Origin of the sequence: Photobacterium proteolyticum, assembly GCF_001939735.1 — a bacterium.
GTDB classification, from domain to species: domain Bacteria; phylum Pseudomonadota; class Gammaproteobacteria; order Enterobacterales; family Vibrionaceae; genus Photobacterium; species Photobacterium proteolyticum.
This window is the reverse complement of record NZ_MJIL01000060.1, coordinates 53,466-72,985: the sequence shown is the minus strand read 5'-3', so window position 1 is coordinate 72,985 and position 19,520 is coordinate 53,466. Positions and strand designations below refer to the sequence as shown.

The following is a 19,520-nucleotide window of genomic DNA, read 5'->3' as shown; positions in this document are numbered from 1 at the left end:
GCGGCATTATCACCCTAAAACCCTCAAAAAGATAGAGCCACGTCACAAAAAACAATAAAACCAATGCAACCATGCGCACGCAATTTGATGTTTCCATTAAATAATCGTATGGAAGCGTGGTAAACAAAAACCTCTCGTTATTTCTTAGATATCTACTTAAGCATTTATGACTACCGTCATAGAGTGTTCAAACTTTTGAAACATGATTGTCATATTACTCTCCTAATCTTTGCTTCGTTCATTCAAACCTATTGGCAATAAGGCCAAGCTTTTTAAGGATTAGGAAAATGAAAACACAGGTTATTGGTGCACTAGCCCTAGCAGGTTCAATGGTAGTCAACACTGCGGTAGCAAATGAGACTGTTTCTGTTGTAGGCTCAAGCTCCGTATCACCAATCATGGAAGTACTTGGTGAAACCTATGCAAAATCCAATGATGTCACCATCGAGGTTCAGGGCCCAGGCTCTTCTGCCGGTGTTCGAGCAGCACACGATGGTTCTTCTGACCTAGGCATGAGTTCTCGCAACCTTAAGTCTTCTGAAAAAGCAGACAATATCAAAGAAGTGGTTATTGCCCGTGACGGCATTGCTGTTGTCGTTCATAACAACAACCCAGTCTCTGACCTGTCAAAAGAAGAAGTCTCTAAAATCTACAAAGGTGAGATCACTAACTGGAACCAGGTTGGCGGCGAAAATAAGCCAATCGTCGTTGCTACTCGTGACACAGCCTCAGGCACTCGTGGTGCTTTTGAAGACATCATGAAACTGAAGAAGAAAATTAACGGTATCAAAGTTTCAGCTATTTCTCAGCGTGCGCAGGTTGCCAGCGGCAACGGCCAGCTAAAAACAATCGTAGCTAACAACCCGTTTGCTATCGGTTACATCTCTCTTGGTTCAGTTGACGGCTCGGTTAAGCCACTGGCTATCGACCACCACAAGCCTTCTGTTGAAGCAATCAAATCAGGTGAATACGGCGTACAGCGTCCATTCCTGGTTGTTTATAAAGATGGCCGTCCATCTAAAGCAGCACTGGACTTCCTGACTTGGGTCAAAAGCGCCGATGCTCAGAAAATCGTTGCTGATAAAGGTTTCATCTCTGTTAAGTAACAACTGAACACAACTTTCCCGGTCAGCGTCTTCGTGACGGTGGCCGGTCTTTATTGATTCCTCGGTATTTGAATAAGCCCTTTGCTTAATCAATATCTGGAGTAAACATGATGACCATCGCAAATAATATAGAAAATCCAACTAAAGGATCTTCGCTAAAAGCCAAAGACAAAATCGATTGGCGCGAAATATTCTTTAAGTACTTGTTTTTGGGCAGTGCCGCACTAGGTATTTTATCTCTCATTACTATTGGCTACTTTATCTTCCGTGAAGGTTACGCCGCATTTGAGCACTCAGGCATTACAGGAATCGTGTTAGGTACCGACTGGCTGCCACCGGCTCTTTACGGTATCGCACCGATGATCGTCGCCTCTATCGTATCGACTGCGGGTGCGGTCGTGCTAGGTGTTCCAATTGGTGTTCTTACCGCTATTTTCATTGCCGAGGTTGCACCTAAGCGCCTGGCAGACATAATCCGCCCGATGATTGAACTCCTGGCTGGTATCCCTTCGGTGGTATACGGTTTCTTTGGTCTGGTTATCATCGTGCCGCTCATTCAGGATATCTTCCAGGTGCCTGCAGGTAACACAGTACTGGCCGGTATCATTGTTCTGGCCGTCATGATTCTGCCAACCGTTATTACAGTATCCGAAACCTCGATTCGAGCTGTACCCCGTACATACAAAGAAGGCTCTTTGGCACTGGGGGCATCTCATATGTTTACTATTTTCAAACTCCTCGTGCCTGCCGCTCGTTCAGGCATCATGACCGGTGTCATTCTGGGGGTTGCCCGTGCACTCGGCGAAACCATGGCCATTATCATGGTTATGGGTAACTCGCCAGCTATGCCAGAAGGGTTACTTGACTCAGCGCGTACATTGACAGCCAACATCGCCATCGAAATGTCTTACGCAACCGGTATTCACGCAAGTGCACTATACGCTACAGGTATTGTCTTGCTGGTCTTCATCATGATGCTTAATGCCGCGCTTCTTTATCTAAACCGTGAGCGTGCGAGGTAATCACTATGTCATTACAATCAACCAATGCTGCCAAGCAGCAGTTTAAAGACAAAATCGCACTGGGTGTTATCTGGCTCTCCGCGTCTATCACCGTCGGTTTCCTGTTGTGGGTTGTCTGGTACATCTTAAGTAATGGTCTGTCACACGTAGACTGGACCTTCATTTCCAGTAACTACACCACAATCGGCCAGGAATCGGGTATCTGGCCAATGATTGTCTCCACCCTATACATGGTTGCCGCATCGATTGCCGTTGCCGCACCACTTGGGATCATGACAGCCATCTACCTGACAGAATATGCCAAGGTCGGCAGCAAACTGGTCAAGGTGATCCGCTTCTGTACCGAGTCACTGGCCGGTATCCCGTCGATTATCTACGGCCTGTTTGGTATGACCTTCTTTGTGGTTGTACTTGGCTTTGGTTACTCGATTCTGTCTGGCGCCCTAACCCTAAGTATTTTGATTCTTCCAGTTATTATCCGTACCACGGAAGAAGCATTAATGGCTGTTCCACAAACCTACCGCGAAGGCTCGTACGGTTTGGGAGCATCCAAGATCTACACCATCTGGAGACTTATTCTGCCAAGCGCGATGCCTGGTATCGTAACTTCCATCATCCTCAGCGTTGGTCGTGTCATCGGTGAATCGGCACCGGTATTCATGACAGCAGGTATGGTAGCCCGTATCCCAGAGAGCATGCTTGACTCTGGCCGTACGCTAACCGTTCACCTTTACAAGCTAACGCAGGAACTCTACACCATTCATGAATGGAACCAGGCGTATGCAACCGCCACCATCCTGATTGTGATTGTTCTTGTGATTAACATGCTGACTAAATTGATTGCTAGCCGATTCAACACTGCGACTTACTAATTTTGAGGAAGAGACCATGAATAAATTCAACATCGAAAACCTAGATCTTTACTACGGCGAAAACCAGGCGCTGAAAAAAATCTGCCTGCCAATCCCAAACCGTCAGGTAACGGCGCTAATAGGTCCGTCAGGTTGCGGTAAGTCTACCCTGCTTCGCTGCCTGAACCGTATGAATGACCTTATTGAAGGCGTCAAGATCCATGGTCAGCTGACCATGGATAACGAAGATGTTTACGGCAACATTGATGTTGCACAACTGCGTATCAAGGTGGGGATGGTATTTCAGAAGCCGAACCCGTTCCCGATGAGCATTTATGAAAACGTTGCCTACGGCCTGCGTGCACAGGGAATCACTGACAAGAAGCGCCTTGATGAAGTCGTCGAAAAATCACTACGTGGTGCGGCACTGTGGGATGAAGTCAAAGACCGCCTGAAGTCACACGCTTTTGGCCTCTCTGGTGGACAGCAGCAACGTCTGTGTATTGCCCGCACAATTGCCATGGAGCCAGAAGTAATCCTGATGGATGAGCCGACCTCGGCACTGGATCCAATTGCAACCAAGAAAATCGAAGACCTGATGGAGTCACTGAAAAAAAACTTCACCATTGTCATTGTTACTCACTCAATGCAGCAGGCAAGACGTATCTCTGACCGAACAGCCTTCTTCCTGATGGGAGAGCTGGTAGAGCATGATGAAACCAATGCACTGTTTAACAGCCCGCGAGATGATCGCACCCGTGGCTACGTTAACGGTGACTTCGGCTAAGCGAGCCAACACAACAACACTTCCTCAGCTCGCAGGCTATGTAAGCGAATAATAAAAGCGATGGTACTTGTTGCCCCCTTCTTGTAAGGGGGCTTTTTTTTTGAATAAATTCACAAAAACTGAACAGAGTCATTCCGGTTAATATTTTCAACCTATACCCAAGCTACCTCAAGATGCTCGTTTCAGCGAGAATTACTTGGCTACTAGGCTAGGCGCCGATTAGAAAATCTAGTGGCTCTAAATTAATAATCGGTAACAACGCATAGAAGCCCCTATCTACTTAAAAGAACTGGAACTCGCCCTTTGGGAGTGAGCCAGCGAGTCCATTTCTGTGTCAAATAGCGTTGAAAGGGGCAACCATTCCTACCGTTATTTTCCTTGAACTGAACACGCTGGTCTCACTCTGAATACTGCATCTTGAGGTAGCTTGGGTATATAATATAGAACAATAAAATAGTAAACGATTGCTTGCTTTATTATAGATATTTTATTTGCATGGGCTTGGGTGCCTATTTATCATCAAACTGAAACAATCCCCCAACTCACATCACTCGCACATGTGAACACTATTTTATATTTCATTTCCGTTTGCTCAGCCATATCAATGTTACTTAATTAAATCATCATATTAACTTGTCATTTTTGGAATATTAAACCTGTTGAGCATCAAGGGATCTTTATGTATCATTCTGCACCTGATTTACAGAACAACAGTTTACAAGATGACAAATTGCAGTTGTATCCATAAAGAAAGAGTCAAACGTACTTTTTGGCAACGATTATTTTATAGTTCGATATTTAGATGCAAAGACTTCGGTAAAATATTTAAAATATGAACAAAGACTCAGTATTAATTAAACGGAATATTAAGTCAAATTCTAGAAACATATTAAAAAACACTAGAGAAAAGTTTTTAAAAAAATATAAAACACAAAGTCTAATCAACCAACATGACGAACTTTCATGTGATAATTTTAAAGACACTGACACTTCCCCCATGTAATAGCTTGCTATTAACAGTCGGTACCTGCCAAGGAAAGGCTCACCAGTTTAAGTACTCAAATCGACATCCCCCTAACATCCCCTTCAATATTTTGACAAACTCCCATATGCTCGGCTTCTGTCAGCATATAATCAATAAACGTACGTACCGTGAGCGACAGGTATTTTCGCGAGGGATAAACCAGCCAACCAAAGCTCATGGATGGCTCGATATCTTCAAATAGCCGCACAAGCATTCCTCTCTCAATATAAAAATCTGCCAGTGGTTCGGGTAACAGAATTATACCGCGATCTTGCAAGCATGCTTCGACTACCAGTGGCACACTATTCATAATCAGTTTACCGGAAACTTCAATCTCTTTATCTTTACCGAGGGGCATCTTGTTATATAGATAACCGTTAGGGTAACGGAACCGGATGAAGTCATGATTCACCATATCTTCAGGTGACTTGGGCATACCTTTAGTAGCGATATAGTTTGGCGTTGCATAATAACCAAAGGAAGCTGACAAGAATGGACGAGCAATCAAGGACGAGTCTTCCAGCTTATCACCAATACGTAAGGCAACATCAATATGATTTTCAATTAGATCCGTTTCTATCGAACTGGTAATAATTTCGACCGTTACCTTCGGATATAAATCCATAAACTTAAATATTGCTCGCCCTATATCAATAACCCCAGGCAACGGCAGAACCTGAACTCGCAAATGCCCAGAAAGTTCGTACGTTGGTGCTGTGACCTCCTGAATACACAGCTCAAAATCGCTAATGAGGGCTTTGGTGCGTTCATAAAAGGTTTCACCGGCTTCGGTTAACTGCATTGAGCGGTTGTGACGGTGAAAGAGTTGAACCTGCAGTTCCTCTTCCAGCGCCTTCACTCGCCGGCAGAGGTTTGACTTCGGCAAGTCAAAGATTTCAGCGGCACGGATCAGGCTTCCTGCATCAACAATTTGATGAAATAGCTTAATATCTTCGGTCTTCATTTCTCACCTGTTTGTTCACAGTCTGCAGTTATTGTAAACCCAATTACCGCTGTTATTTGTTGCAAAAAACAGAACTACTCTTTCCAAAATGTTTGGTTTTTCGCAACCCATTCAAAGGTTATAGTTTTCCGCAAGTTATAACAATAGGAAATACCACCATGAAACCGGCATTACTTAGCCTGCTTGCCGTTATGATGTCAGTCGTACTAACTGGATGTGATGAAGCTGAAAGCGCAATCCAGCAATCAGCCGTTGTCCGCCCCGTCAAGCTCATGACAGTTAACGACAGTACTTCTCAACAGATACGTGTCTTCCCCGCTAAAATCGCAGCCAGCCAACAAGCTGACCTGGCCGCTGTTGATTTCAAACGAAAAGCAGAACTCTATAAGCGCAAGCTGATTTCAAAGGCAGAATTTGACACCGCCAAGGCCACGTTGAAGTCTGCCAAGGCCTCGCTATATTCTGCTCGTGACCAGCTAGCCTATACACGATTGGAAGCACCATTTTCCGGTACCGTTGCCAAGGTTAATCTGGACAACCACCAAATGATCCAGGCGACCCAAATTGTGTTGACGCTACAGGGAAATAAACAGATAGATGTAAAGATCCAGGTTCCTGAGTCACTGTTGCTGACGCTTAAAGATGTTTCATTCGACGATGCATTCCAGCCAACTGTCCGTTTCCATGCTCCTAAGACTCTGGCACTGGAAAAAGGCTTTACGCCTACCCTAACATCGTCTGGCCAGCAAGGAACCTACCCAGTGCAATACAAAGAGCACGCCAGCACGGTTAGCCCGGGCAGCCAGACCTACGAGGTCGTATTTAGTCTGACACCACCAGAGAACCTGAACATTTTGCCAGGAATGAGCGCCGAGCTACTGCTTGATATGTCATCGATAAACACTTCCGGACAGGTCATCACCGTACTTCCGTTAACTGCGATCGTTCGCAGCGACGATACTGGTGAAACCAATGTATGGCGCTACCAGTCTGGAAACAAAACACTTGAACCTGTCGAGGTTACTCTCGGACAAGTACAAGCAAACGGAATTGAAATCCTGTCTGGTCTGAAGTTAGGTGACCAGGTGGTTGCCGTTGGTGCTGCTGCTGTGAAATCCAACATGGAAGTTAAACCTCTTCGCTGGGAACGAGGCGTTTAATTGATGAATGTTGCACACTACAGTATTAGAAACAAAGTCATAAGCTGGATGTTCGTTCTGCTGATGTTAATTGGCGGAGCCGTTTCCTTTACCGGCCTCGGTCAGCTGGAGTTTCCGGAGTTCACCATCAAAAATGCGCTGGTGATCACTCCTTACCCGGGAGCCTCGCCAGAGCAAGTCGAAGAAGAAGTCACGCTACCGCTGGAAGATGCTATCCAGCAAATGCCACAAATCAAACATATCACCTCAATCAACAATGCTGGTCTTTCACAGATCGAAGTCGAGATGAAAGATGAATACGACGCCAGTGCTCTGCCTCAAGTGTGGGATGAACTACGTCGAAAAGTAAACGATGCTGTTGCCGATCTACCTCCGGGGACTCTGCAACCACAGATCATTGATGATTTCTCAGATGTTTTTGGCATCTTGATGAATATTCGTGGTGAAGGGTACAGCTACAGGGAACTGGAGAACTACGCCAACTATCTGCGTCGAGAACTGGTACTGATTGACGGTGTAAAAAAAGTTTCCGTTGTCGGTGCGCCAGAGGAGCAAATCGTTGTCGAGATCAGCCAGCAGAAACTTTCTGCACTTGGCCTTGACCAGAACTACATCTACAGCCAGATCCAAAACCAGAACGTAGTTTCCAATGCCGGTAAAATCCGTATTGGTGACGGACGCATTCGTATCCACCCGACCGGTGAGTTCGATGATGTCAGTGAAATGAACCGTCTGCTGGTCAGCCCGCCAGGGAGTGCCGATCTGGTTTACCTGGGTGATATTGCCACGGTATACAAAACAACAACCGAAACCCCTACCCTGCTTTATCACAACATGGGGCAGGATGCGCTTTCATTGGGCGTTTCGTTTACTACTGGTGTCAACGTTGTCGATGTATCGAAAGCCGTATCGGCCAAGATCACCGAGCTTGAATCACAACTTCCGCTGGGTATGGTGCTCGATACCGTCTACGACCAGGGTGCAGTAGTTGAGTTCTCTGTTACCGGCTTTTTGATTAACCTGGCCGAGTCAGTTGCTATCGTTATCGTTGTATTACTGGTCTTTATGGGCTTGCGCTCAGGCCTGCTAATGGGTGTGGTATTACTGCTGACTATTCTGGGTACCTTCATCATGATGAACGTTCTCGGTATACAGCTGCAAATCATCTCGCTGGGTGCGTTGATTATCGCTCTCGGCATGCTGGTCGATAATGCGATTGTCGTGACCGAAGGGATCCTGATTGGTATCCAGCGAGGACAGACACGCTTCGAGGCTGCAGGTCAAGTAGTCAAGCAAACCCAGTGGCCGTTACTCGGGGCGACGATCATCGCCATTATTGCCTTTGCCCCTATTGGCTTGTCTCAGGATGCGACGGGTGAATTCTGTGCTTCACTGTTTCAGGTATTGCTGATCTCCCTGTTTATCAGCTGGATCACGGCTATCACCATCACTCCCTTTTTCTGTCACCTTCTGTTTAAGGACGGTGAAACCAGTGATGAACCACAAGAGCTGTATCGCGGTTGGTTCTTTAACCTCTACCGTGGCCTGCTAACGGCGGCAATGCGATTCCGTGTCATTACGCTGGCACTTGTTGTGGCGATGCTGGTTGCGGCGGTTATCGGTATGGGTCATGTGAAGAATGTATTCTTCCCGCCATCAAACACACCGATCTTCTTTGTTGATATCTGGCTGCCGGAAGGCACAGATATTCGAGGCACAGAAAAGTTTGTTTCAACTGTTGAACAAGAAATTCTGGGCTACGAGAAAGAAAACAAGGTTGGACTGGTCAACCTTACATCGGTTATCGGCCAGGGTGCCCAGCGTTTTGTTTTGCCTTATGTTCCGGAGAAAGGCTACGATGCCTACGCCCAGCTCATTATTGAAATGGATAGCCTGGAAACACAGAGTGCAAATATGCCTCAGCTGACCGCTCACCTGCGTGAAAGCTACCCAGAAGCCGAGTTCAGGGTGAAACTGCTGGAAAACGGTCCGTCACCGGCGGCTAAAATTGAAGCGCGTTTCTATGGTGAAGACCCTCAGATACTGCGACAGCTTGCCCATCAGGCTGAGCAAATCTTTCTTACCGAGCCAACTGCAGAGAATATCCGCCATAGCTGGCGTAACCAAGTGACGGTTGTTCGCCCTCAGTTGAACCTGGCCCAGTCTCGCGAGGTCGGTATCAGCAAGCAGGACCTGGATACCGCCTTGTTGATCAACTTCAGCGGCAAATCTATCGGTACCTACCGAGAACAGTCGCACCTGATGCCGATCATGGCACGAGCGCCGGAGCAAGAGCGTCTTGATGCTAACAGCTTGCTTAAACTGCAGGTCTGGAGTGGCGAAAACAGTACATTTGTTCCTGTCACGCAGCTGGTTTCTTCTTTCGACACCGAATGGGAAAACCCTATCATCATGCGCCGAGACCGAAAACGTATGCTTACTGTTTTTGCTGATCCTGTACTTGGCAGTGGTGAAACAGCTGATTCAGTCCACCGCAAGATACGCGACAAAGTCGAGGCCATTGAGCTTCCTGATGGGTATTCGTTTGAGTGGGGTGGCGAGTACGAAACCTCGCGCGATGCGCAGGCAAGTATCTTCAGTTCACTGCCACTAGGCTATCTGGCTATGTTCCTGATCACCGTTGTCCTGTTCAACTCGGTCAGACAACCTCTGGTGATCTGGTTCAATGTGCCGCTTGCGATTATTGGTATTGCCTCAGGGCTGCTATTACTGGATGCGCCACTCAGCTTCATGGCGATCCTCGGTATGCTCAGCCTTAGCGGTATGATCATCAAAAACGGCATTGTTCTGGTCGACCAAATTAACGCCGAGATCAAATCCGGCAAGTCCCCATACGACGCCGTCTTTGACTCTTCCGTAAGTCGTGTAAGACCGGTAGGTATGGCGGCGATCACCACTATGCTCGGTATGATCCCGCTGCTATTTGACCCTTTCTTTGTGGCAATGGCAGTCACGATCATCTTTGGTCTCGGCTTTGCTACGGTACTGACACTAATCGTCTTGCCAGTTAGCTATACGCTGATTTTCCGTATTCCGACGAAAACCAAACAACCAAGCCAGATTCAGGAGACACCAGTTACTGCCTAAGTAAAGTACGCAATAAAGAGTACTAACTTGTGTGTTCTCTTAACACACACTATTGATACTCGCTATGTTGAACGTTGCCCATAACCCTTACTGATTAATGTAAGTGTTGTGGGCTTTTTTCATCCAATTATTTGACCTACCGCTGACAATATTCCTAAAACGCATTCTATTATAAAAACACTGTTTTCAAAGTGGTCAATATTGACTACTTTTAACGTGTTATAGCGACTAATAATTTCGCAGGGAAATTAAGGTGGAGTTATGCAAAAAGGCAACGAATTCACTCATGCTACATCATGGGTTCGCCTACTCACCAATCAGAAAAACCAGCCAAGGCTAGTCGGTATCCTGCAATCATCCTTATCCCTTGCCAGGCACCTGGTCGGCTGCTGTCAGCTCCATGAGCTTATGTCCTTTTACAAAGCCAGTGATGTAAATCGGCAGCTCATGGCCGACACCATCGCGGCTTCAGGTTGCGATACACTCATCTGCGATCGCCAGCATTATAATGCCCTAATCTACATATTGAGCCTTCGTCAGCAGCCCATGACGGTTATCCTTAATCAGGAAAATTACAAGCCGGACTGGTGTTGGCAGTTCCCCCAGCACCAGTTTTTATGCCAGCAAGACATAATCTGATACTGAATGCCACATTTCGGCAATTTCGGCAGCTGGTGTGATTTACTATTTTATCAATCAGTTAGCAAGAGTGAGCCGTAACATGCGCATACTGATGGTCATTCTGCTGCTCATCACTTCTGTCGTTATGGCAGAGCAACACGATGAACAAGCAGAACAGCTGGCATTGCTCGATAAAGAAATTAGTGCACTCTATCAAGAGTCCCTGACTAAAACCGGATCGGCCAGAAATGTGGTCGAAATGCAGCTCCTCAACAAAAATGATGAACTGCGTGGTGTGATCAAAGGCCTGATTGACAGCCGTACTGATGCAACCGTCCCTATGCTGCTCAAACATGTCAACCAACAAGTCACTTTTATCGCCCAGGCATCAGACTTTCTGGCAGAAAAAATAACAGCAGAGGAAGCGAAGCTCGACGAAGCGACTCAGGAAGAAAAGTTATCCGTACAAAAAGGCCTTGATGATGCCCGCCGCTTCTATACACGGTTGCTGGGTGAACAGTGGGTAAACTATAAATGGCTAGAGCTCCTTGGGGCACCTGATCCCAAAAGCGCCGGCGCCCTCGTTGAAGATATCAGTCACCGACTGGAATTTATGTCGGCCTCACTGGCTTTTAACAGCCAACAGGAGTCATTGCTGTTCAAGCAATTGAAAACGGCCTCTGAAGGCGAAAAACCCTCTGTTCAGCTAGAACACCTTTTAACTCAGCGCAATGTCGCCAGCGATATCGACAACCTGAAGTTTCTCGTCGACCTGGCCAATTCAATGGAGATAGATACCACCCGGTACACCCAGCAGATCTTCGAGGTAACAGGAAACCTGACTGACGACTTGCTAAAACCCAAAGTTCTCTTTTCCCTTTTTTCCAGTTGGGTAAAAAATATCGGCCAGTGGCTAGTCGACAATACTCCTCAGGTGTTGTTCAAGCTTGTTATTTTTGCCTTTATTATTTTTATTTTCAGGATCTTAAAAAATCTGACACGACGAATGGTCACCCGGGCAGTATCCTCACCTAACTTGCGTATGTCCCAGTTAATGCAGGACTTCTTTATCTCGATGAGCGGCAAGGGTGTCTTCATCATCGGCCTGTTAATCGCCCTGTCGCAAATTGGCCTCAACCTCACCCCCATACTGACTGGTTTCGGTGTTGCCGGCGTTATCGTTGGCTTTGCCCTTCAGGATACCCTGTCTAACTTCGCCTCGGGCATGATGTTGTTAATCTACCGCCCTTTTGATGTCGGAGATTTTGTCGAGGCTGGCGGCGTCTCAGGCAAAGTCAGCCACATGAGCCTGGTCAGTACCACTATCAAGACCTTTGACAACCAGATAATGATTGTCCCCAACAGCAAAATTTGGGGAGATACGATTAAAAATGTCACCCACGAGCGCGTACGGCGTGTCGATATGGTATTTGGAATTGGTTATAGTGACAGTGTCGAACACGCAGAACATGTACTAAACGATATCGTTGATGCCCACCCTGCAGTTCTTAAGACTCCTGAAAAAACAATCAAGCTTCACACTCTCAACACTTCATCGATCGACTTTATTGTTCGCCCCTGGGTGAAAACAGAAGACTACTGGGACGTGTATTGGGACATTACCCGAGAGGTAAAAATACGCTTTGACAAAGAAGGTTTGTCCATCCCTTTCCCGCAGCAAGATGTACATCTACATATAGTCAATAAAAAGCAGGACGAATAAACACCCACCACTTATTCACCATCTGGATGATTATTGCAAAATGGAGAGTTATCCTCCTATTTCAAAGGGTAAAAATGACATCCGCCTAACAGAAAACAGGGTTACATTTGGCAAAGTATTATCGATTATTAATTTAGAACCACTAGATCTTCAAATCGGTGCCTAGCCTATAAGCCAAGTAATTCTCGCTGAAACGAGCATCTTGAGGTAGTTTGGGTATAGTTATAAATCTATGGGTACTCACAATTCCAGTGTTCTTTCTAGCCGATACATGTTGCGATGTGTTCACGAAATTGAACTCTTGGTTTATAGTCGAGTCATATCAATAAGAAACGTCGTACAATTGATAATGTAAGCGATTAAACTAATATTCAGGAAGCTTATGTTCGAATGCACGCAGTATAAAAATTAAACTCCGGGAACCATATTATGAGAAAGCGTTTTCTAGCCATTTTAGCCTTACCCGCTATTCTTGCGGCCTGTGCGGCCAACAATAGCAGCAACACACATGTTATCGCCGAATCGGATTTGGCCACCCATAACTGGGTATTAACCAAGGTCGATAACAAAGCGATCGATTTACCGGAGCCATTTAAAGCACCAAACCTTGAGCTGGGCACTGATCTGGCGGCCAACGGCCACTCGGGCTGTAATCGCTACTTCGGCCAGGCAGAGCTGAAGGACGGGAAGCTGCGTGTCGAAAAAATGGGAATGACCATGATGGCCTGCCCGGAACCCGCAATGAAAATGGAACGCATCATGAGCAGCACCCTGACGGAGTGGAGTGATGCCAGCATTACCGGCAATGAACTGACATTGACTAATGCCGACCACACGCTGACATTCAAGCGTACAGAAACACAATAACCCCTGATCTGTCATCAAAGGCAGTCCTCATTAAAGCTGCATTAGTTAGCAGCAAAAAAGAGCGCAAAAGCGCTCTTTTTATTTAGCTATCGCCTACAAACTCCTGTTCTATGAACAACGTTTGTTTATACCGCTTTCGCCTGCCACTGTTCACGCAGTGATTTAGCCGCTGTCACCAAGTTACGTAGCGCAGCCTCTGTTTCTTCCCAATTTCGGGTTTTTAGACCACAGTCCGGATTAATCCACAGTCTTTCTGCAGGAATGAGCATTTCAGCTTTTTCAACCAGCTGGGTAATGTGCTCTACCTCAGGGATATTCGGTGAATGGATATCATACACGCCTGGGCCAATCTCATTCGGGTAGTCAAACTCCTCAAAAGCCTTCAGTAGTTCCATATCAGAACGAGAGGTTTCAATCGTGATCACATCCGCATCCAACGCAGCCACAGACTCGATAATATCGTTGAATTCGCTATAGCACATATGGGTATGGATCTGCGTTTGTGGTTCGGCACTGGCGGCAGATATCTTGAACGCATTCACCGCCCAATCCAGATATGCCTGCCATTGCGAGGCTTTCAGCGGCAATCCCTCTCGAATCGCCGGCTCATCAATCTGAATCACCTTAATGCCTGCAGCCTGCAAATCAGCGACTTCGTCACGCAGTGCCAACGCTATCTGATTCGCCACCTCTTCGCGCGTCAGATCTTCGCGCGGGAAGGTCCAGCCCAGAATAGTCACCGGCCCGGTTAACATGCCTTTCACCAACTTGTTTGTCAGCGACTGGGCATAACACGTCCAGCCTACGGTCATCGGCTTGGTACGGTAGATATCAGACACAATAACTGCCGGTTTAACACAGCGGGAACCGTAGCTTTGTACCCAACCAAAGCGCGTAACAGCGAAACCTTCCAGCAGCTCGGCAAAATACTCCACCATGTCATTACGCTCGGCTTCACCGTGCACCAGCACATCAAGATCAAGCTTTTGTTGGCGCTCGATGGCATCGGCAATATGCCCTTTCAGCGCAGTATTGTATTCGGCTTCCGTTAGCCGCCCGGCTTTAAAGTCACGTCGCTGGGTACGGACCTCATTCGTCTGTGGGAACGAGCCAATCGTTGTGGTTGGTAATAATGGTAAGTTAAGTGCCGTTCGTTGTTGCCTGGCCCTCTCTGCATAAGGCGCCTTTCTCTCAGCCAGTGCCGGCGTAATTGCCGCAGTACGCTGACGCACTTCTGCATTGTTTACCAGCTCACTGGTTACCCGAGCCTTAATTGGCGCACTGTATTGGAGACATTCCTGTTGGGCCAGTTCGCTACCATCAAGTGCCTGAGCCAGCAATGTCACCTCGCGACACTTCTGTTTGGCAAATGACAGCCACTGACGAACCTCGGGGTTAAGTTCCGTTTCCAGGTCAAGGTCAATCGGGCTATGCAGTAGAGAACAAGAGCTTGCTAGCCACAGTCGAGAACCTAGCTGTTCTTTAACCGGCTGCAAGACAGACAGCAACTGCGCCAAATCAGCTCGCCATACATTACGTCCGTTAATTACCCCCGCTGACAGTACCCAATCCTGTGGCAGCGCCGCCACAACTTCACTTAGCTGCTCCGGTGACGCAGACAAATCAATGTGCAAACCGTCGACATTAAGCTCGACAATTTTATCCAGGTGGTGAGTAATATTGTCAAAATATGTGGTCAGCAACAGCTTAGTACTGCCGTTTAACACCTGATAGGCCAGTTTAAATGAGTCAGCCCACTCTTTCGGCAACTCTAGTGCTAGCACCGGCTCGTCAATCTGGACCCACTCTACGCCAAGCCCTGCCAGCTTACCGAGGATTTTCTGATAAGCTGTCAGCAGACGAGGCAGTAGTGACAGACGGTCGAATCCTGACTCCTTTTCTTTACCCAGCCATAGATAAGATACAGGACCAAGCAACACAGGCTTGACGTCATGGCCGGCCTTCTTGGCCTCCGCCACTTCTTCGAATAGCTGCTGCCAGCTGACATTAAACTGATCGTCGGCACTGAACTCCGGCACGATGTAGTGATAGTTGGTGTTAAACCACTTCGTCATGTCTGACGCTGCACAGGCACAGCCTGTCGGCGCTTTACCGCGAGCAACCCGGAACAGAGTATCGAGATCGGGGAAGCCATTATTGTGTCGCTTAGGAATATGGCCCAGCAGCATACTGGTACTCAGTACATGGTCATACCAGGCAAAATCCCCAACCGAGACATAATCGATACCGGCACCAACCTGATCACCCCAGTGACGATGACGCAGCAGGCTACCTACCTCTTTAAGCTCTTTCTGGTCGATTTCACCTCGCCAGTATTTTTCCTGGGCAAACTTGAGTTCACGTTGGCTCCCTACCCGTGGGTAGCCAAGAATGTGGGTGGTTGTTTTATTTTGGGTTGTCATGTTGCAGTCTCTCTGTGCTGGTAACTGTCGATGACTAAACAATGACTTAACCCCGACACATGAACAATTTCTTATAATTCACAGTGATTATGAAAAATATTAATAATCACCAAGGCTCATACAACAAATCCATTTGGACGTCTAGATGTTTACACATCTCTTTTTTACAGGTACATTGCTCTTATCAGCTCATCGGACGGCGACAGGAAACTCGCTGAATTTCAAAGGATAACGAGAGCGATGAGTCATCTGCGACAAGGACGGTAAAGGAAGCTATGATCGAAATTAAACACTTAAGAACATTATCAGTCCTAAGGGATACTGGCTCGCTGACTGCAACAGCCAACACCCTCTGCCTGACCCAGTCCGCTCTCTCTCACCAACTAAAAGATCTCGAGCAGCGGCTCGGTGGTCAGCTATTTCTGAGAAAAACCCGGCCGGTAAAGTTCACTGCCGAAGGGGAGATCTTGCTCAAACTCGCTGACGACCTGATCCCCCGTATCGCCAAAGCCGAACATGAGCTTGCCAGCCTGAAGGAAGACGCCAACGGCCGCTTGCACATGGCCATTGAATGCCACTCCTGCTTTCAATGGTTGATGCCAGCGTTGAAGGAATACCAAATCCACTGGCCTAGTGTGACATTGGATTTCTCGTCAGGTTTCGGGTTCGAGCCTCTACCAGCGTTAAGCGCAGGCGAACTCGACTTGGTGATCACCTCAGACATTCAGGCCCGCAGTGAAGTCCACTTCGAACCACTGTTTGATTTTGAAATGCGTCTGGTGGTTTCCCCGCAGTCACCACTGGCCAGCAAAGACTATATCTCACCACAAGATCTCGCCGATCAGACTATGCTCAGCTACCCAGTTCAAAAAGGGCGCCTGGATGTGGTGAAGCATTTCTTGCAACCGGCAGATATCGAGCCGCAGAACTGGAAACAAGCTGACAATACCTTGATGCTGGTACAGATGGTATCTGCTGGGTTGGGGGTTGCTGCACTGCCTAACTGGGCCATTTATGATTTTGCCCGTCAGGGGCTGGTCGTAAGCAAACCGCTAGGGGAAGGACTATGGCGACGGCTATTTGCAGCCATTCGTGCGTCTGAGCGGGAAAGGCATTACCTGCAGGCGTTTTTTGCAACCGCCAAGCAGCAATGCCAAACCCATCTTGAGGGAATTAAAAGCGCCTAAAGCGTTAAGTAGTTTACCGACATTTATTTAAACTGGTTTGAGATGGGATCGTAGTGATAACCCAGCGCTTCCATCTTCTCATTCAATTCATCGTTATCCAGCTCATAACGACTTACCAGCTCCTCGATAGTCGAGCATTCAAGCCGTAGCCGTTCATTTACAATGCCAAGAACGATATTGCCATCCATATTCAGTAGATTGCTAATTTCCATACTCACCCCTTAGCTCAACAGCAACGGTAACAGTGCCTGTACCTAAACATAAGCATAGTCATTCTCCGTTAGCCTGCTAACAAAAGCCCTTCCAAACGGAAGGGCTTATACAAAAAATGAGCAATATTGTGATGTAGCTTAAAACAACACCAGTTGCATGCTGCCAGATGCCACCAGCAGAGACGAGGCGACAAACAACTGCCAGCGATTAACCGTCTTGGTCAGTAGAATATGCCCCCCCCAAACCAATAGTGCCAACACTAATAAGACCAATGCCCCTACAACATCAGCAGTCATAACCTGTAGCGCTGACTCCTCAATACCAGTCAATAGCCATAGCATCATCAAAACGCTAATGATCGCGCTGACAAATCCGGTGAAAGGTAAAATACGGTGAAAAGCCTGCAGGCGAGTTCTTGCCAGAGTCAGCAACAGATGGGCTAACGAGCTGCCAAACAATGCCACTGCCATCAGGCTCAGGCCAATTTGAGGCAGGCTCATTGTCGGCAGAAGCAATAACCAGCTCAGTGCTGCCAGTATGTCGGCCGCGTAAAGAACCTTAAGCGGCCCCGCGTCACGGGTTTTTCCCGTCTTGACCTTAAAGGTAAAAAGGCCCAGCACTAACAAAGGTAATAGAGCAACCGGGTGGCTAATGACCGCAACAAGCCACCCCACCAAAATTACAGGCAACGTTTTATGTACCCTGCCTCGTTGACCCGGACAGATTTCCCCCTTGGTTAACACCAACGTCAAAATCAATTGTGCCCCCAGCAGTGCGGGGATCAGAAACGTCAAATAACCTGTAGTCATGCTTTAACTTGTATCAATAAAAATAGGCAAGGATCATATCAAGTTCACCGTTTGATTGCACAATGAAGTACCACGGTAAAAGAACTCATGGGTGAACTATTCAACCAAGAACAGTTAACCTATTAATAAATTCATCTAGTCACATTAGAAATACCAATCAATATACTGGATCAAGGTCACGGTTTGTTTACTCAACATGTAGAATAATTACCCACTAATCACGGACAGTTTGTGTTGACTTTGCGCTGGGTCATTTTTTATGCAATTAAATCCCAAATAGGTAATCAGACACATATCAGACAGGGCTAAAATGACTAACCCGAGTAAAGGAATGCAGGATAATCAAGAGCAGCTGTTTAAAACACTTAAACTGTATATCCCTGATTTATGGAGTGCAAAAGCGCATAGTGCCAGCTTTCAGAATACTCGAAGCGGCTATCTTCGTGACCGTATATCGATGCTCGCCATCGTCTGGGGAATCTTAATAATTCTCTGGGTTCCTTTCGATCTCATCTTCCTGTCCGACTCGCAAGGGATAGAAATTGCCATTTCCCGCGTAGCCCTTGCTGCATATTTATTTACCATAGCAAAATATAACAACCGGCAAACGTCGTTGAAAAAAGCCCAATGGTGTATGACTTTGATGGTAGCTGGGCTGAACTTGTTCTACCTGTATTCAATGCAGGTACTCGACTTTCCCAATGGCAACAGCGGCATTGAATATGGTTATACCCTACTTCCTATCCTGCATGTCGCCATATTGACCATTCTTCCAGTCACCATAAAAGAAAGCCTCGGGCTGCTTTTTATTACTGCTGTTACTCAGCTTTTTGTTGAGTTTCAGGCTGATAGACTACTTACCCCCGAAAACCTTGCTGACTATTGGCTGCAAAATGTCCTGGCGATGATGGTGATCTGGTCACAGCTGTCAAAGCTATATATGCTGATGCGCCTATATCGCCAAGCCACTTTGGATCCATTAACCGGCATTTATAACCGTCGTATGCTCCTGCAACTGGCAAACAAGTCAATTTCCCACTGCGAGATTAAAGGGCAGCCATTTTCGGTATTGATTTTCGATATCGACAAATTTAAGCGAATTAACGACACCTGGGGACATGGTGCGGGCGATAAAGTCTTACGGGGATTTGCTAACTTCATGCAAAGCAAGATCCGCAAAACCGATCTATTTGGCCGCTATGGCGGGGAAGAATTCATCCTCTTCCTTCCTCGCTGTAATTCAGACATGGCCGAAAAAATCGCAGAACGCATGCTTCGCTACATCCGCCAGCTAGACCTGCCAATCGGCTATGGCGAAACCAAACTTAAAATCACCACTTGTATAGGTATTTCTACCTATTCCAGTGGCGATACGCTCTCTTCTATGATCGAACGAGCAGATCGTGCTCTTTATGAGTGCAAAGACTCCGGCCGTGACTGTAGCCGCTTTCATCCGGTTGGTTTTCGATATCAAGGAAATGAGCGCCGTAAGGCAATTGCCTAATTTTCACGCACACCTTCCTTCGAAAAAGAGCCGACAGGCTCTTTTTTTGGTTGCTTTTCATGCAAACAATCCTTCTATAGCGCGAACGAATGCTCGTTCGCTCATTTATGTGTATTAGATCAAATAATACCCACAGCAAAAGTGGCATATT

The 19,520-nt window shown here is 46.9% G+C and carries 15 protein-coding genes; 11 read left to right on the top strand and 4 right to left on the bottom strand.

Annotated features, from left to right (window positions below):
- The first annotated feature begins 287 nt into the window (after window positions 1-287).
- From BIT28_RS09630 to pstB, 4 genes are all read left to right on the top strand, one after another.
- A complete protein-coding gene (locus BIT28_RS09630; RefSeq protein ID WP_075763354.1) occupies window positions 288-1,106 on the top strand; it encodes a phosphate ABC transporter substrate-binding protein in 819 nt (272 codons plus the stop codon).
- A gap of 110 nt (window positions 1,107-1,216) precedes the next feature.
- The gene (gene pstC / locus BIT28_RS09625; RefSeq protein WP_075763462.1) at window positions 1,217-2,128 is read left to right on the top strand and encodes a phosphate ABC transporter permease subunit PstC; all 912 of its coding nucleotides are present in this window, start codon (window positions 1,217-1,219) and stop codon (window positions 2,126-2,128) included.
- 5 nt (window positions 2,129-2,133) lie between these two features.
- The gene (gene pstA / locus BIT28_RS09620) at window positions 2,134-3,000 is read left to right on the top strand and encodes a phosphate ABC transporter permease PstA (protein ID WP_075763353.1); all 867 of its coding nucleotides are present in this window, start codon (window positions 2,134-2,136) and stop codon (window positions 2,998-3,000) included.
- A 16-nt stretch (window positions 3,001-3,016) separates the two neighbouring features.
- On the top strand, window positions 3,017-3,766 hold the full coding sequence (gene pstB / locus BIT28_RS09615) for a phosphate ABC transporter ATP-binding protein PstB (RefSeq protein WP_075763352.1): 750 nt from the start codon (window positions 3,017-3,019) through the stop codon (window positions 3,764-3,766).
- Window positions 3,767-4,824: 1,058 nt separating this feature from the next.
- Here the strand turns inward: pstB and BIT28_RS09610 are convergent.
- Window positions 4,825-5,754 carry a LysR family transcriptional regulator gene (locus BIT28_RS09610; protein WP_075763351.1) on the bottom strand — a complete coding sequence of 310 codons (930 nt, stop codon included), beginning with the start codon at window positions 5,752-5,754 and terminating at the stop codon, window positions 4,825-4,827.
- A gap of 158 nt (window positions 5,755-5,912) precedes the next feature.
- Here BIT28_RS09610 and BIT28_RS09605 point away from each other — a divergent pair, with 158 nt between their 5' ends.
- The 5 genes from BIT28_RS09605 (at window position 5,913) to BIT28_RS09585 (ending at window position 13,233) form a co-directional block, all read left to right on the top strand.
- Window positions 5,913-6,914: an efflux RND transporter periplasmic adaptor subunit gene (locus tag BIT28_RS09605; protein WP_075763350.1), complete on the top strand. Its 1,002-nt coding sequence runs from the start codon at window positions 5,913-5,915 to the stop codon at window positions 6,912-6,914.
- 3 nt (window positions 6,915-6,917) lie between these two features.
- Window positions 6,918-10,022 carry an efflux RND transporter permease subunit gene (locus BIT28_RS09600; protein ID WP_075763349.1) on the top strand — a complete coding sequence of 1,035 codons (3,105 nt, stop codon included), beginning with the start codon at window positions 6,918-6,920 and terminating at the stop codon, window positions 10,020-10,022.
- 261 nt (window positions 10,023-10,283) lie between these two features.
- Window positions 10,284-10,661 (top strand): hypothetical protein, encoded by a 378-nt coding sequence (locus BIT28_RS09595; protein WP_075763348.1) that lies wholly within the window; start codon window positions 10,284-10,286, stop codon window positions 10,659-10,661.
- Window positions 10,662-10,743: 82 nt separating this feature from the next.
- Window positions 10,744-12,366: a mechanosensitive ion channel family protein gene (locus BIT28_RS09590; protein ID WP_075763347.1), complete on the top strand. Its 1,623-nt coding sequence runs from the start codon at window positions 10,744-10,746 to the stop codon at window positions 12,364-12,366.
- 429 nt (window positions 12,367-12,795) lie between these two features.
- Entirely contained in the window at window positions 12,796-13,233 is a 438-nt protein-coding gene (locus BIT28_RS09585; RefSeq protein ID WP_075763346.1) for an META domain-containing protein, read from the top strand.
- 125 nt (window positions 13,234-13,358) lie between these two features.
- Here BIT28_RS09585 and metE read toward each other — a convergent pair whose 3' ends face one another.
- Window positions 13,359-15,656 carry a 5-methyltetrahydropteroyltriglutamate--homocysteine S-methyltransferase gene (gene metE / locus BIT28_RS09580; protein WP_075763345.1) on the bottom strand — a complete coding sequence of 766 codons (2,298 nt, stop codon included), beginning with the start codon at window positions 15,654-15,656 and terminating at the stop codon, window positions 13,359-13,361.
- A gap of 275 nt (window positions 15,657-15,931) precedes the next feature.
- Between metE and metR the strand changes: the two genes are divergently transcribed.
- Entirely contained in the window at window positions 15,932-16,843 is a 912-nt protein-coding gene (gene metR, locus BIT28_RS09575) for an HTH-type transcriptional regulator MetR (protein ID WP_075763344.1), read from the top strand.
- A gap of 23 nt (window positions 16,844-16,866) precedes the next feature.
- On the opposite strand, the gene BIT28_RS09570 is transcribed toward metR, so the two are convergent.
- Both BIT28_RS09570 and BIT28_RS09565 read right to left on the bottom strand, forming a co-directional pair.
- Complete coding sequence (locus BIT28_RS09570) at window positions 16,867-17,055, bottom strand: DUF4250 domain-containing protein (protein WP_075763343.1); 189 nt, start codon at window positions 17,053-17,055, stop codon at window positions 16,867-16,869.
- A gap of 138 nt (window positions 17,056-17,193) precedes the next feature.
- Window positions 17,194-17,865, bottom strand: a complete 672-nt coding sequence (locus BIT28_RS09565) for a hypothetical protein (RefSeq protein WP_075763342.1) — start codon at window positions 17,863-17,865, stop codon at window positions 17,194-17,196.
- A 310-nt stretch (window positions 17,866-18,175) separates the two neighbouring features.
- Between BIT28_RS09565 and BIT28_RS09560 the strand changes: the two genes are divergently transcribed.
- Window positions 18,176-19,369, top strand: coding sequence for a GGDEF domain-containing protein (locus tag BIT28_RS09560; protein ID WP_075763341.1), 1,194 nt, complete (start codon window positions 18,176-18,178; stop codon window positions 19,367-19,369).
- Window positions 19,370-19,520: the final 151 nt, after the last annotated feature.

What these genes read in the sequence shown, in the direction of transcription:
- BIT28_RS09600 (WP_075763349.1), top strand. Translation starts at nt 6,918, where the DNA reads ATGAATGTTGCACACTACAGTATTAGAAACAAAGTCATAAGCTGGATG.
- BIT28_RS09585 (WP_075763346.1), top strand. Translation starts at nt 12,796, where the DNA reads ATGAGAAAGCGTTTTCTAGCCATTTTAGCCTTACCCGCTATTCTTGCG.
- BIT28_RS09565 (WP_075763342.1), bottom strand. Translation starts at nt 17,865, where the DNA reads ATGACTACAGGTTATTTGACGTTTCTGATCCCCGCACTGCTGGGGGCA.
- BIT28_RS09610 (WP_075763351.1), bottom strand. Translation starts at nt 5,754, where the DNA reads ATGAAGACCGAAGATATTAAGCTATTTCATCAAATTGTTGATGCAGGA.
- BIT28_RS09570 (WP_075763343.1), bottom strand. Translation starts at nt 17,055, where the DNA reads ATGGAAATTAGCAATCTACTGAATATGGATGGCAATATCGTTCTTGGC.
- BIT28_RS09595 (WP_075763348.1), top strand. Translation starts at nt 10,284, where the DNA reads ATGCAAAAAGGCAACGAATTCACTCATGCTACATCATGGGTTCGCCTA.
- pstB (WP_075763352.1), top strand. Translation starts at nt 3,017, where the DNA reads ATGAATAAATTCAACATCGAAAACCTAGATCTTTACTACGGCGAAAAC.
- pstC (WP_075763462.1), top strand. Translation starts at nt 1,217, where the DNA reads ATGACCATCGCAAATAATATAGAAAATCCAACTAAAGGATCTTCGCTA.
- BIT28_RS09605 (WP_075763350.1), top strand. Translation starts at nt 5,913, where the DNA reads ATGAAACCGGCATTACTTAGCCTGCTTGCCGTTATGATGTCAGTCGTA.
- BIT28_RS09560 (WP_075763341.1), top strand. Translation starts at nt 18,176, where the DNA reads ATGACTAACCCGAGTAAAGGAATGCAGGATAATCAAGAGCAGCTGTTT.
- metE (WP_075763345.1), bottom strand. Translation starts at nt 15,656, where the DNA reads ATGACAACCCAAAATAAAACAACCACCCACATTCTTGGCTACCCACGG.
- BIT28_RS09590 (WP_075763347.1), top strand. Translation starts at nt 10,744, where the DNA reads ATGCGCATACTGATGGTCATTCTGCTGCTCATCACTTCTGTCGTTATG.
- metR (WP_075763344.1), top strand. Translation starts at nt 15,932, where the DNA reads ATGATCGAAATTAAACACTTAAGAACATTATCAGTCCTAAGGGATACT.
- pstA (WP_075763353.1), top strand. Translation starts at nt 2,134, where the DNA reads ATGTCATTACAATCAACCAATGCTGCCAAGCAGCAGTTTAAAGACAAA.
- BIT28_RS09630 (WP_075763354.1), top strand. Translation starts at nt 288, where the DNA reads ATGAAAACACAGGTTATTGGTGCACTAGCCCTAGCAGGTTCAATGGTA.